Origin of the sequence: Brevundimonas sp. UBA7506 (genome assembly GCF_002479495.1) — a bacterium.
Taxonomy (GTDB): Bacteria; Pseudomonadota; Alphaproteobacteria; order Caulobacterales; family Caulobacteraceae; genus Brevundimonas.
Window position 1 is genome coordinate 123,962 of record NZ_DLNQ01000010.1, and the last position, 13,743, is coordinate 137,704.

11 protein-coding genes, 1 pseudogene and 1 riboswitch are annotated in these 13,743 nt (G+C 68.4%); of the genes and pseudogenes, 6 read left to right on the top strand and 6 right to left on the bottom strand.

The features are described 5' to 3' along the window. Window positions 1-62 precede the first annotated feature (62 nt). From B3K53_RS09545 to ypfJ, 3 genes are all read left to right on the top strand, one after another. The gene (locus tag B3K53_RS09545; protein ID WP_292084262.1) at window positions 63-416 is read left to right on the top strand and encodes a HesB/IscA family protein; all 354 of its coding nucleotides are present in this window, start codon (window positions 63-65) and stop codon (window positions 414-416) included. Between the two features lie 43 nt (window positions 417-459). After that, on the top strand, window positions 460-849 hold the full coding sequence (locus B3K53_RS09550) for a hypothetical protein (protein WP_292083997.1): 390 nt from the start codon (window positions 460-462) through the stop codon (window positions 847-849). Window positions 850-931: 82 nt separating this feature from the next. After that, the gene (gene ypfJ / locus B3K53_RS09555) at window positions 932-1,783 is read left to right on the top strand and encodes a KPN_02809 family neutral zinc metallopeptidase (RefSeq protein ID WP_292083998.1); all 852 of its coding nucleotides are present in this window, start codon (window positions 932-934) and stop codon (window positions 1,781-1,783) included. Between the two features lie 4 nt (window positions 1,784-1,787). Here ypfJ and B3K53_RS09560 read toward each other — a convergent pair whose 3' ends face one another. After that, window positions 1,788-2,732 carry an aspartyl protease family protein gene (locus B3K53_RS09560; RefSeq protein WP_292083999.1) on the bottom strand — a complete coding sequence of 315 codons (945 nt, stop codon included), beginning with the start codon at window positions 2,730-2,732 and terminating at the stop codon, window positions 1,788-1,790. Between the two features lie 166 nt (window positions 2,733-2,898). Between B3K53_RS09560 and thrC the strand changes: the two genes are divergently transcribed. Beyond that, window positions 2,899-4,287: a threonine synthase gene (gene thrC / locus B3K53_RS09565; RefSeq protein ID WP_292084000.1), complete on the top strand. Its 1,389-nt coding sequence runs from the start codon at window positions 2,899-2,901 to the stop codon at window positions 4,285-4,287. 3 nt (window positions 4,288-4,290) lie between these two features. Here the strand turns inward: thrC and B3K53_RS09570 are convergent. The 4 genes and pseudogenes from B3K53_RS09570 to B3K53_RS09585 form a co-directional block, all read right to left on the bottom strand. Further along, window positions 4,291-5,235, bottom strand: a pseudogene (locus B3K53_RS09570) (DUF5996 family protein). A 139-nt stretch (window positions 5,236-5,374) separates the two neighbouring features. Beyond that, the gene (locus B3K53_RS09575; RefSeq protein ID WP_292084001.1) at window positions 5,375-6,499 is read right to left on the bottom strand and encodes an FRG domain-containing protein; all 1,125 of its coding nucleotides are present in this window, start codon (window positions 6,497-6,499) and stop codon (window positions 5,375-5,377) included. 140 nt (window positions 6,500-6,639) lie between these two features. After that, a complete protein-coding gene (gene thrB, locus B3K53_RS09580; protein WP_292084002.1) occupies window positions 6,640-7,602 on the bottom strand; it encodes a homoserine kinase in 963 nt (320 codons plus the stop codon). 2 nt (window positions 7,603-7,604) lie between these two features. Further along, window positions 7,605-9,338, bottom strand: a complete 1,734-nt coding sequence (locus B3K53_RS09585) for a Gfo/Idh/MocA family oxidoreductase (protein ID WP_292084003.1) — start codon at window positions 9,336-9,338, stop codon at window positions 7,605-7,607. A gap of 436 nt (window positions 9,339-9,774) precedes the next feature. Next, window positions 9,775-9,899, top strand: a riboswitch (SAM riboswitch). 80 nt (window positions 9,900-9,979) lie between these two features. Between B3K53_RS09585 and metX the strand changes: the two genes are divergently transcribed. Both metX and metB read left to right on the top strand, forming a co-directional pair. Continuing rightward, window positions 9,980-11,047: a homoserine O-succinyltransferase MetX gene (gene metX / locus B3K53_RS09590; protein WP_292084004.1), complete on the top strand. Its 1,068-nt coding sequence runs from the start codon at window positions 9,980-9,982 to the stop codon at window positions 11,045-11,047. Beyond that, a complete protein-coding gene (gene metB / locus B3K53_RS09595; protein WP_292084005.1) occupies window positions 11,044-12,225 on the top strand; it encodes a cystathionine gamma-synthase in 1,182 nt (393 codons plus the stop codon). The genes metX and metB overlap by 4 nt, the downstream gene beginning before the upstream one ends. Window positions 12,226-12,354: 129 nt before the next feature. On the opposite strand, the gene B3K53_RS09600 is transcribed toward metB, so the two are convergent. Then, the coding region (locus B3K53_RS09600; protein ID WP_292084007.1) for a methyl-accepting chemotaxis protein at window positions 12,355-13,743 on the bottom strand (1,389 nt) is incomplete at its 5' end.

The window sequence follows — 13,743 nt, forward strand, 5'->3', positions numbered from 1 at the left end:
CCTGTCAGCTCCTCATATAGAGAGCCGTGAGCACCGTCCAATCCACAGAATCAGTCCGCGACCTGTCGCTTTCGGTTTCCCCCCGCGCTCCGGAAGGCATCCTTCTGGCCGAGAGCGCGGCGAAACGTCTGGCCGGGCTGGCCGAGATCGAGGGCAAGCCCGTCATGCTGCGCGTCGCCGTCGACGGCGGCGGCTGCTCGGGCTTCCAGTACCGGCTGGAACTGGTCGACGCCCCCGAGGCCGATGATCTGGTCGTGCGCCGCGACGGTCAGGCGGCGGTGATCGACCCCGTCTCCATCCCCTTCCTCAAGGGCTCCGAGATCGCCTTCGTCGACGAACTGGCAGGCGCGCAGTTCGTGGTGCGCAACCCCAACGCCTCGTCCAGCTGCGGCTGCGGCGTCAGCTTCGCCATCTAGGGCCACGCTTGGCGCGAGGGTGACGGGCGCCCATGTTCGCCTCATGCGCCGCCTGATCTTCATGACGCTGCTTCTGGCCGCCGCGCCTCTGGCCGCGAACGCCCAGACCTGGCCCGGCTGGCCCGGTCCGCCGCCGCCCGGCTACGACCGCGGCTCGGCCATCGCCGACCAGCACCGGATCGAGATGGACCGCCTGCGCAACCAGGCCGCCGAGCGCGAGGCTCTGGTCCAGCAGCAGCGGTTGCAGACGCAACTGACCATCCTGCAGCTTCAGGCCGCACGCCAGGCGACGCCGCCCATGCCCCCGCCGACCGCCTATGTCCGATCGCCCGAAGATGCGCGGCAGGCCCGCGAGGCCCAGACCGCCCGGCGCGAGGAAATGACCCGCAGCGTCACCGAGATCGACGCCTGGCTGGACCGCCGCCCGCACTGAGCCTTCGTTACAATTGCATCCCTTCCCCGCTCCCGGCGTTTTCGCCTAGCTTGGGGCGGGATTTCAGGGCGGAGACGACATCATGCGTTGGCAGGGCGGACGGCGCGGCGGCGGCATTGAAGACCGGCGCGGCATGGGCGGCGGCGCTGTGGCCGGCGGCGGCATCGGCGTTCTGGTGCTGGCGGCCATCGGCTACTTCGTCTTCGGCATCGACCCCAACACCACCCAGCAGGTCGCCAGCCAATTCGGCGGCGCCAGCCAGTCCGAACAGGCCGGAAAGATGGGCTCGCCCGAGGATCAGGCGGGCCAGTTCGTCGAGGTCATCGGCTCCAACATCAACGACGTCTGGAAGACCAAGCTGCGCGGCTACACCCCGCCGACCACCGTCCTCTATGAACAAGGCACCTCGACCGGCTGCGGCTTCGGCCAGTCAGCCATGGGGCCCTTCTACTGCCCCGCCGATCAGAAGGTTTATCTCGATCTCGGCTTCTGGCGCGAGATGGAGACCAAGCTCGGGGCCTCGGGCGCCGACTTCGCCAAGGCCTATGTCATCGCCCATGAGTTCGGCCACCACGTCCAGAACCTGACCGGCGCCAGCGACCAGGTGCAGCGCGCCCAGCAGACGGCGCGTTCACAGGCCGAGGGCAACAAGTATTCCGTCGCGCTGGAGCTTCAGGCCGACTGCTACGCCGGGGTCTGGGCCCGCAACGCCGCCGCCGTGTCCGGCGGTCAGGTGGCGCTGGAGCCGGGCGATCTGGAGGAAGGCATGAAGACCGCCCAGGCCATCGGCGACGATGCGCTGCAACGTCGTGGCGGCGGCCGCGTCTCGCCCGAAAGCTTCACCCACGGCTCCTCGGCCCAGCGGGTCGAGTGGCTGCAACGCGGCTATCAGACCGGCGATCCGGCGTCCTGCGACACCTTCAAGGGGCTGTGACGCCCTAGCCCACCGTCAAGTCCATCTGGGGCGAGACGTGCAAAAGCCCTCGCCCCAGGTCCAGGCTCACGTCGCGATCGTCAAACGCCGCCATGCCCAGCAGGGCGTCGGGATAGTTCGGCAAGGGCGAGTCGGCGAAGACCGGCGTCGCGACCCCGCGCCACAGGTCGTCGCCGAAGGTGACGGTCCGCGCCTCGATCACCCGCGCCCGCGCCACGCCGCCCAGAACGATGCTGGACCCGGCGGTCTCGGGCCGACCGTCCAGCAGGCCCGCCGCCTCGGCCGCGCCCTGGCTGAGGGCGATCAGGGACGAAAAGCCCGTATCGACCACCGCCCGCAGAACCGCGCTCTCGACCGTGACCTCGGCAGTCAGCGCCGTACCGCTGCGTCTGACCGGAACCTGACGCAGAGCGGGCGAGACGACATGACCGCCCGGATCGGCAAACCGTGCCCGACGGCGCTTCATGTCCAGTCCCAGCACCGCCTCGCCCAGTAGATCCTGTCCCAGCACCAAAGGCGCGCCGAGCCCCTCCGCCGAGGCGATAGGCCCCAGATCGAGGATGGCCGCCCGCAGCGCGCCGACGCCCAGGGACCCGATGCTCAGGTCCAGCGTCACGCCGCGCCCCACCTGCGGCTGACCGCCGACGCCATAGGCCACCAACGGCATGTCGAAGAAGGTCGTCAGGCCCAGGGCCTCGACCAGGGCCCGGTCGATCACCGAATACTGGGCGCCGCTGTCGATCAGGGCGGTGATCTCGCGCCCGGCGATCCGCACCCGCACGGTCGGCGTGGCGGCGTCCGCGACCACGAAGGACGACCAGCCGCTGGTCCCGCCCTCGGGGAAGGTCAGGCGGGGCCGCCGCCAGATGACATGATCCTTCAGCCACAGGCCGCCGCCTACGGCGGCCGCGGCGGCGCCCGCGCGGATCAGGAAGGAACGGCGTCTCATGGTCCCTGACATGGACCGGACCGCGACGAGACGCCAGCCCCGCCGTCGCCGTCGCCGTCGCCGTACGCCCCGCATCGCCATCTTGTTGCGCAAAATCGCGAAATCGCCTTCGCAGGCGCAAAATAATCATGACGAAGCGCCGAACGACGGCTAGAAACGACCCGACATGACCGCCTCCCCTGACCGCTATCTTTCGACGCGCGGCGACGCCGCCCCGACCAGTTTCGCCGACGCCCTGCTGCGCGGCATCGCCCCCGACGGCGGCCTCTACATGCCGCAGGCCTGGCCGACCCTGCCCGCCGACGCGGCGCGTCCCGGCCGGACCTATGCGGAGATGGCGAAAGAAGCGATTTCGCCCTTCATCGGCGACGCCCTGCCCGCCGGCGCGCTCGACCGCGCCCTGGACCGCCTGACGCGCGGCTTCGACCACCCGGCGGTGACGCCCCTGGTCGAGCTGGAGCCGGGTCTGTTCGTGCTGGAGCTGTTCCACGGCCCGACCGCCGCCTTCAAGGATCTGGCGATGCAGCTGGTCGCCGCCCTGTCGGACGAGGCCCTGGCCGCGACCGGCCAGAAGCTGACCCTGCTGACCGCCACCAGCGGGGACACCGGCGCCGCCGCCGTGCGCGCCTTCGCCGGCGCCGAGCGCATCAACCTGGTGGTGCTGCACCCGCTGGACCGCGTCTCGCCGGTGCAGCGCAAGCAGATGACCACGGTCCAGGCCGACAACGTCCTGAACCTGGCCGTGCGCGGCGACTTCGACGACTGCCAGCGTCTGGTGAAAGGCCTTCTGGCCGAGGAGAGCCTGCGCGAAGGCCGCCGCCTGTCGTCGGTCAACTCGATCAACTGGGGCCGTCTGGCGGGCCAGATTCCCTACTATGTCTCGGCCACGGCCCAGCTGGGTCAGGCGGCGACCTTCGTCGTCCCCACCGGCAATTTCGGCGACGCCTTCGCCGGCATCGCCGCCAAGAAGATGGGCTTGCCGGTCAAGGGCTTCGCCGCCGCCGTCAACCAGAACGACGCCCTGGCCCGCGCCATAAACCAGGGCGTCTATGCCCGACGCCCCGCCGTCGAGAGCGGCAGCGTGTCGATGGATGTGCAGGCCCCCTCCAACTTCGAACGCCTGGTCTATGAAGCCTCGGGCCGCGACGCCGAGGCCACCCGCGCGGTGTTCGAGACCTTCGCTCGCGACGGGTCCGTCACCCTATCGCCTGACCTGCTGGCCGCACTGAAGGCCGAGGTCTCCGCCGTCTCCATCGACGAGGCGACGACCAAGGCCGAGATCGCCCACGCCCACGCCGCCTGGGGCCGCGTCGTCTGCCCGCACACCGCCGTGGCCCTGGCCGCTGCGCGTCAGTTGGACCGTGCTGACGGCCCGGTCGTCGCCCTGTCGACCGCCCACCCGTCCAAGTTCGGCGCCTTTGTCTCCGACGTGCTCGGTTTCGAGCCGGAAGCCGCCCCCGTCATCCGCGCCCTGGGCGACCAGCCCGAGCGCCTGACCATCATCGACAATACGGCGGAAGCCGCCCTGGCGGCGGTGAAGGGTTTCGCGAACTAAGGACTACCCCACCAGACGCGGATGGCGCGGCGTGCCGCGCGGACATTCCAGCGCCTCCCGGTCCCAGGCCGCCAGATCGGCGGCGGCCTCGTAGGTGGATTCCAGAAAGGCGCAGACGGCGGCGTCGGGATCGTCCTCGGCCCGCACCACCGCATAGGGCAGGACGAACTCGCCCAAAGCCGCGTCTCAGTGCGCCGCGACTGGCGCGACCGTCGCCGCCTCAAACCCCGGCGGGGCGGGATAGGCATAGGCGTAGAAGGCGGGTTCGCGCCCCGGATCGCCGGGCCAGAAGCCCGCGCTGGCTACCTCGTGTGAATAGGCTTCGCGTGTCACCGCATCAGGCAGGTTCGGCACCCCGCCCGGATGCAGGGGCGCGGGCCGTCCCGAGAACCGCGTCACCGCCAGATCGAACGCGCCCCAGAACAGATGAACCGGGCTGCACTTGCCCAGAAACCCGGTGCGGAACAGGTTGAAGACCCGGTCGACCTGCACCAGCGCCCGCCAGTAGTCGCGCGCGACCTCGGGATCATAGTGTCGAAACCGCTCATCCAGCGGAAAGGGCGTCGCCTCTGCCATTTCATCCGGCGTCAGGTCGATGTGGCAGGCCACGCCCAGGGCGGTCAGGGCCTCCTGAACCTCGGCGTAAAAGTCGGCCACCGTCCCGGATTTCAGCACGATCCGGCGCTCGCCCCCGTCGCTGACTCGGATGATCAGGGCCCCGGCGACAAGGTCGAACTCCATCGAAAACCCCACCGCGCCGTGGGGGATCAGGCCGGTCGTCAGCCCCCGCGCCGAGACCCGCAGCGTCACGTGCCAGCCGTGGTTCAGCCAGGGCGTCTGCGACAGCCGCGTCTTGCCGACGATCTGCGCCCACAGTTGCAACGTCTCCATCGTCGGCCACAGCCGCGCCGCCGTCAGTTCGGGCCATGCCTCCGCGCGCGCAGTCATCCGAAACCTCCTCGCCTGCCCCTGCCTCAAAGGCACGCGCGGCGAGATCGTTGCACGGGGGGCGTAAAGGGACCCGGCGAGCGCCGGCTAAGGGTGAGAAGCGGACTGCCTCTTATTAGGAATTGAGACTGCGCCCAGACTAGAATCCAAAATGTTTGAAGGCGAGCGACCGGCATGTGCCGTCGAGTCCAGGAAACAGGGCTCCATGGTGAATGCCCATCAAGGCGAGATCGCTCAAGGCTTGTTCGCGATCCGTAACGGGTATGTCTACTGCACGCAGGTAGGGGATTTTGGTGAGCGATTCAGCGTGTTCTAGATAGTCTTCTATGTCATCTATATTTGCTAGCGTCACACATGCCTGCTGAGTAACTACACGATTATTAGAAATCGACTCCACATCTACAATAGAAAATTGCAGACTAGTGAAAGCGACTGTGTCGCGCTGACTAAGTGCGAGCCATGATTTTCGGTCAAACATATAGATGCGGACATTCCCCTCGGTCCGCTCCCTAGGGACACGTTCGAAGGCGAAATAAGCTGCGATGAAGGGCGACCAAGTCCAGTCAAGGAGCGGGGTCGGATAGCCGTGGTGCTGGAGCAGGTTATAGAAAGCTCCCGTGTCTGCCGGGCGATTCAGATCGAACCGATAGGCGCACTGGCTGCCGATGATCCTATGGGCATCAGGGACAAGCTCCTGCCTATAGCGGTTCAGGTTCTTGCGAGGCGAGCGATGAAATGACGTTCTCAGTCGCCACGGCTCGGCTTGCCCGCGATGTATGAACCGCCCGCGCTCTTGGGTGAACGCCGATGCGCGGAAATCAGCCCAAGAAATCGGTGTGGGATTGATCCTAGACGGACTGACGTGGCTACGCAGCGCGGTCCCGTGACCTTTTGACCCAGGAAAGCCCTCTGTCGGTTGGCCCGTGAAGGCGAAATGGACATTCGGGCCGTCAAACGTCAGGTCAAGGTCGATAGTTCGAGAGGCCAGTGCATTCGGGAAATAGTTTGGCATCTCGTCATGGCGGAACCGGAGACCGTCATGGGGACGAAATGGCTGCGTCGGCAGAGCTTTGAATGACCCGTGTGTGTGCCCAACTGGCATCGCGAACTCGACAGCTATGGAGACAATGTCGGGATCGTCTGGGTAGTGGTAGGCAATGCCCTCGATAAGGTCGCCTTGCCGTTCAAGCTCTAGAGTCACCCATCCGTTTGTGTCTCCGGCGTCACGCCCAACCCATTGCCCGTCGAATCGCACATCGTTCATTTGGGGACGATCTCACAGAACGCAGTTAAGCGCGCCGGAGCGTCATGTGATGTCCACAGAATGTCCCGTTGACACTCACCAGCGAGCTTAACCGCACTTATGTCCGCTGCGGAGTCGAAAGCGGCGTCTCGTCCTCCTCCTCACGCCACCTCCGCCGCCTTCCAGTAGTCCAGCCGCCGGAAGAAGGGGGCCGGGTCCTTGGGGGTGACCAGGTTGGCGGGGTCGTGGAACAAGCGGTCGTGCAGTCGGGTCAGGGTGAAGCGCACCGCCGCCGCCGCACCCAACCCGGGCAAGGCTTCAGCCTCGGCGGGCGTCAGGGGACGCACGGATTCATAGCCCTTCTGGAAGGCGCGCAGGGCCGAGTGCATGGGCCTCCCCTCGGCGTCGAAGCCCCAGGCGCTGAGCGCGATGGCCAGGTCATAGGCCAGGACGTCGGTGCAGCCGAAGTAGAAGTCGATCACCCCGCCGACGTCGCACTGGCCGTGCTCGTTGACGGCGAACAGAACATTGTCGGGGAAGTAGTCGGCGTGGATCGGTCCGCGCGGCAGGGCGGGATCGCTCCACGGCTCGGCCAGGCGCGGCAGCAGGGCCTTGATCTGATCCAGCATTTTTCGGTCCACGCCCTTGGCGGGGCCGTCGCAGCGCGCGGCCAGCGCCGCCCAGGCCTCGGGTCCGACCGGGTTCTGGCGCTCGACCGCATAGTCGGCGGCGTCGAGGTGCAGCAGGGCCAGCACTTGCCCTGCGCGATACTGCTCCTTGTCCGAGGGCTGGCGCTTCCAGGCGCCGGGCGCCCAGTTCAAAATGGCGGAGGCGCGGCCGTTCAGATGGCCGATCAGCTCGCCCTGTCGGTCCGCCACCGGCGACGGCGTCGGAAACCCGCGCGCCGACAGATGCCGCGTCAGGCCCAGGCAGAAGGGCAGCGACGCCGCGTCCGTCCGCCCCTCGAACAGGGTCAGGACATAGGCGCCGGACGTCGTTTCCAGCTTGTAGTTGGTGTTCTCGACCCCCTCGGCGATCGGCGTCAGCGCGACCAGATCGCCCGAGGGGTAACGCATGAGATAGTCGGCGGCCTGATCCGGCGTGACGGGCGTGAAGACAGCCATGACTAGACCAGCTCCGCCGCCGCGCGACGGGCGCGCACCACGTCGGCCACGTCGGCCAGCACGCTCTCGGTCGTGGCCCAGCGCCCGGCGCCGCGTCCCTTGCACGTCCAGACGCGACCGTCCTGACCATAGACCTTCAAGGCGTTTCTCTCTCCGTTCAGCGACTGGAAGAGCGCGTCTTTCAGATCGCCGTCAAGCCGGACCGAGGCCTCCAGATGCCCTTCGCGATCATGGCAGGCGCCGATCTGGCGCACCGGACGGTCGCCCAGCGGCGTCTCGGCCGACAGTTCGTCGCGCGGCAGGTCGGCGGGGGCGCGGCCGAAGGCCTCGAACGACAGCAGCTTGACCTTGGCGGCGGCGTCGTGGCCCTCCAGATCCGAGGACGGATCTTCCTCGGCGAAGCCCGCCACGCGGGCGTCGGCCAGGGCGTCGGCGAAGGCCGCGCCCTCGCCCAGACGCTGCAGCATGAAGTTGACCGTGCCGTTCAGCACCGCCTCGAACCCGGCGACGGGACCGGCGGCGCGGGCGGCGCGCAGGGTCTCGATCATCGGCGCCCCGCCGCCGACCGAGGCCGACCAGGCGACGCGACAGCCGTTGGCGGCGGCCAGGGCCTGCAAGCCCGCCGGGTCGCGGGCCACGGCCTGCTTGTTGGCGCTGACCACGTCGCAGCCAGCCTCCAGCGCGCGGCGGATCAGGGCGTGCCCGGCCTCGCCCTCGGACAGGGCTTCCAGCACCAGATCGGGCTTCTTGGCCAGCAGGGCCTCGACATCGTTGGTGAACAGATCGGCGGGCGCCGCCACATCGCGCTTCTTGCCCGGATTACGAACCAGAACGCCCACCACCTCATAGCGTCTGTCCGGCAGCAGACGGTTCAGCAGACCGCCGCCGACCACGCCGCAGCCGGCCAGAGCCACCCGCAGCGGCGCCTCCGGCTGGACCGGGCCGGGAGGGGCCCCGCGCTCGCCGACCACCGTGCCCTCGGCGCGGCCCAGAGCCGCCACCTCGATCTCGACGCCATGCTGCATCCCCAGATCTATGGCGTCATGCTGGACCAGGGCGCCGCCCAGCTGGCGCGCCGTCTCCCAGCTGGCGCGGCGATAGCGCAGCGGCGTGCCCGTTTCACAGGCCGGATCGCGGTCGTAGAGGCCGTCCACATCCTTCACCAGACGCACCCGGTCCAGACCAAGCTCGGCGGCCAGGACCACCGCCGTCAGGTCCGATCCGCCACGTCCCAGCAGGGCCACGCGCCCGTTCGCGCGCACCCCGCCGAAGCCGGGGACCACCACCACCTCATGTTCGGCCAGGGCCTGTTGCAGACGCTCGCCCTTCAGGCTGACCGGGCGGGCGTGCTGCGCCGGCCCCTCGACCACGATGCCCAGCTCCCGTACCGACAGACCCACCGCGTCCAGTCCCACCCGGTCGCAGGCGATGGCGACCAGGGCCGCCGCCTTCTCCTCGCCCAGCACCACATAGGCGGGCAGAAGTTCGTTCTCGTGATCCAGACCCAGGGCGCGAGCGTCGGCCAGCAGCCGGTCGGTGTGACCCGACAGGGCCGAAACCACCGCCACCACCTTCCGCCCGGCGCGGACGTGGCCGTAGATTTCCGAGGCCACGGCGGGGGCTTCGGCGGCGTTGCGCAGGACGGACGAGCCGAACTTCAGCACCACGACCTCGGCCTTGGGGACGGGCTGAGGTTTCTGTTGATCGGCGACGAGAGCGAGGGCGGAAGCGGGCATCGGAGTGATCCTGGAGGCGGGGTCTGGGGAGGAGATCTGGGGTCGGCTCGGGCCATAAAAAAACCCGCCCGGGGGTCCGGGCGGGGTGTTCGGTTTTTGCGTTTTTCGCCTAATCGGCGCGCATCATCCGGTCCCCGCCCGCAAGGGCATGGTGGTGGTGGTACCGGTGGTAATCGTGGACGCGACAAGGCCCGTCGCCGAAGCGGCGATCAGGGTCGTCATCATGCTGGCGAGGCGGTCAAGCACAGGCGGCGTCCGGTTGAAAATCCTGAGCCAAAGGGTGGTGCACGACCCCGCGTCGCGTCAAGCCCCGAAAGAACAATTTTTTCCCGAACGAGCGCAAAAAGCGCGTTTTCACCACCCTCATCCCGCACCAAGCCAAATTGGGGTGAATTTTTTCGCTTGACCGACGCCCTTCGCAACCGCAACGTAAAGTCACTCATCAAGACCGGCTGAGGGATTAGGCCCTTTGACGCCGGGGCAACCATCGGGTTCCGCCCGAAACGGTGCCAACTCCTGCGGGGTTCCCAAGCTTGTCTTGGGGGCCGCGAGAGATGGGTGGAGCATCGACGAGGCGAAGCTCCACGGTCTGTCACTGCATGGGTTCCTTGGCGAGCCGTTTTGCTGAGTGACCGAGACCCATGACCCTGGCCCTGATCGACCCCGTCGCCCCTTTTGAAGAGCCCGCCTGTCGGCCTGCGTCCGCACGCCGCCCGTCAGAGCTGTTGTCGCGCGACGGGGCCCATGACGTCTTCGTCCCCATCCCCGGCGGCTTCCCGCTCGATTTCGGCGGAACCCTGAACCAGAAGCAGGTGGTCGGCCGCCTGCACGGCAAGGCCGGCGCCCCCCTGATCGTCGTGGCCGGCGGCATCTCGGCCGACCGCTACGTCCATCGCACCGAGACCAAGGGCCTGGGCTGGTGGTCGGGCGCCGTGGGCGTGCGCGCCCCTATCGACCTGACCCGTTTCCGCGTCCTGGCCTTTGATTTCGCGCCGGAATTCGGCGACGGCGTCAAGGACGCCAAGACCCCGCTGACCATCACCACCCAGGATCAGGCGCGGCTGCTGGCCCTGTTGCTGGACCACCTCGGCGTCGACAAGGTCGCGGCCTTCATCGGCTGTTCCTACGGCGGCATGATCGCCCTGGCCTTTGGCGAGCTCTTCCCCGACTGGGCCGAGCAGCTGGTGGTGGTGTCCGCCGCCCACCGCCCTCACCCCCTGGCCACCGCCTGGCGCGGCATCCAGCGTCGCATCCTGCAACTGGGCCTAGAGACCGGCCGCGTGGATCAGGCGGTCGGTCTGGCCCGCGAGCTGGCCATGACCACCTATCGCACCCCCGACGAGTTCGGCGAGCGCTTCGACTCCGAGGCCCCCAGCCATGCGGGGCAGGCCTATCCCGTCTGCGACTATCTGACGGCGCGCGGCCGAGCCTATCGCGACCGCACCACCCCCTCGCGCTGGCTGAGCCTGTCGGATTCCATCGACCGCCACCGGGTCGAGCCCGAGGCCATCACGGCGCCTGTCACCCTGATCGGCTTCACCACCGACCGCCTGTGCCCCATCGACGACATGAGAGAGCTGGCCGCGCGCCTGCCCAACCTCTGGCGCTTCGAACAGCACCCCTCCCTGTACGGCCACGACGCCTTCCTGAAGGAAGACGCCCTGGTCGCCGACATCCTGACTTCCGTACTGAAGGACATCGACCAATGAGCCGCGCCGCCCGTCCCGCCGATCCCCGCACCATCGCCGCCCGCTCGGGCGTCGACAAGGATACGGCCCACGGCGCGGTCATGCCGCCGCTGTATCTGTCGTCCAACTATTCCTTCGCCGGCTTCGACCAAAAGCGGAAATACGACTACTCGCGCTCGGGCAACCCGACCCGCGACGTTCTGGCAGAGACCCTGGCCGAGCTGGAAGGCGGAGCCGGCGCCGTCGTCACCGCCACCGGCATGGCCGCGGTCGACCTGCCGCTGAGCCTGCTCAACCCCGGCGAGCTGCTGATCGCGCCGCACGACTGCTACGGCGGCACCCACCGCCTGTTGTGCGCCCGCGCGAAGAAAGGCCACTTCCGCGTCGCCTTCGTCGATCAGAACGACGGCGAAGCGCTCGACGCCGCGCTCGCCGACGGCGTCAAGCTGGTGCTGATTGAGACCCCGTCCAATCCGTTGCTGCGCGTCGTGGACGTGGCCGACGTCTGTCGTCGCGCCCATGCCGTCGGCGCCAAGGTCGTGGCCGACAACACCTTCCTGTCGCCCGCCCTGCAACGTCCGCTGGAGCTGGGCGCCGACATCGTCGTCCACTCGACCACCAAATACATCAACGGCCACTCCGACGTGGTCGGCGGCGCCGTGATTGCGGCCGATCCGGCCGATCACGCCGAATTGGCCTGGTGGGCCAACTGTCTGGGCGTCACCGGCTCGCCGTTCGACGCCTACCAGACCCTGCGGGGCTTACGCACCCTGTTCACCCGCATCGAGCGCCAGCAGGCCACCGCCGGCCTGGTCGCCGCCGCCCTGGAACAGCACCCGGCGGTCAAGGCCGTCCACTATCCGGGTCTGAAGTCCCACCCCGGCCACGCCCTGGCGGCGCGCCAGCAGTCGGGACCCGGCGCCATGCTCAGCTTCGAGCTGAACGGCGGCACGGACGCCGTGCGCGACCTGATCGAAGCCCTCGACATCTTCACCCTGGCCGAGTCTCTGGGCGGCGTCGAAAGCCTGATCGCCCACCCCGCCACCATGACCCACGCCGCCATGACGCCGGAGGCGCGTGTCACCGCCGGCATTACCGACGGGCTGATCCGCCTGTCGGTCGGGCTGGAGCATCAGGACGACATCCTGGCCGACCTGATCCAAGCCCTCGACGCCCTGGTGCTGCAACAGGCGGCCTGACGAACGCTCGTCATCCCGGAAGCGGCGAAGCCGCTATCCGGGACCACAGGAAAGGCTGACGGCGGCGTCCTGGGCGGTCCCGGCTCTGCGCCTCGCTGCGCGAGGCTCCGGCCGGGATGACGCGCCGCGTTACGCCACCGCCCGCGCCAACATCCGCTGCTGACCGCGCGCGTCCATCGCCGCCTCTTCCAGCGAGAACTGCCCCATCATCCGGTCCAGCTCACGCGCGTCCTGCGCCAGCGAATGGCTGGCGGCGGTCGATTCCTCGACCATCGCAGCATTTTGCTGGGTGACCTGATCCATCTGGGCCACGGCGATGTTGACCTGCTGCAGACCGCTGGACTGCTCCTGCGACGAAGCCGAGATTTCGCGGGCGATGGCGGTCAGGCGGGTGATCTGTTCGGCGATGCGTTCCAGCGCATGACCGGTGTCGCCGACCAGGGCCACGCCCTCGCCGACCTGACGGCCGGACGCCGAGATCAGGGTCTTGATCTCTTTCGCCGCCTCGGCCGAGCGCTGGGCCAGAGCCCGCACTTCCGAAGCGACCACGGCGAAGCCGCGACCGGCCTCGCCCGCGCGCGCCGCCTCGACGCCCGCGTTCAGAGCCAAAAGATTGGTCTGGAAGGCGATCTCGTCGATCACGCCGATGATGTTGCCGATCTCGTTCGAGGACTGCTCGATCTCGCCCATGGCGACGATGGCGCGACCAACGACGGCCTGACCTTCGAGCGCTTCGTGACGCGCGCCGTCGACGACGCCGCCCGCCTCGATGGCGCCCTCGGCGGAACGGGCCACGGTGGCGGTGATCTGTTCCAGAGCGGCGGCGGTTTCTTCCAGCGAAGCGGCCTGCTGCTCGGTGCGGCGCGACAGGTCGTCAGAGGCCTGGCTGATCTCATGGGCGCTGGCGCCGATGGCGCTGGAGCGGTCGACGATGACGCGCATGGTCTCCTGCAGCTTGGCCATGGCCCCGTTGAAGTCAGCGCGCAGCTTTTCGTACTCGGGCGCGAAGGCGGTGTTCAGGCGATAGGCCAGTTGACCGTTCGACAGACGGTCGAGGCCTGAAGCGATGCCTTCCACGACCTGGGCCTGTTGACGGGCCGCCTCGGCGTCACGTTCGGCCTGGGCGATGCGGGCCTGTTCGGCGGCGGCGCGCTGCACCTCGGCCTCGGCCTCCAGACGCACCTTCTCCTCGGCGTTCTGTTTGAAGGTCAGGACGGCGTCGGCCATGTGGCCGATCTCGTCGCGACGGCCAATCGCGGGAATGGCGACGTTCAGATCCCCGCCCGCCAGACGGACCATGGCGCGCGTCATGGCCTCGACCGGACGGCTCAGCGCCCCGATCAGCCAGGCGATGGCGCCCAGGGCGACGACCAGGGCCACGACCCCGCCGATGGCGAAGCTCCAGTATGCCCCCTTGTAAGCGACAGCCTTGGCCTCGGCGTTTTCGGCGGCGACCACCGCCTCCTTGTCTTGAATCGAGGTGATGGCGGCGCGGATGTCGGACAGGCGGGCGCCGGC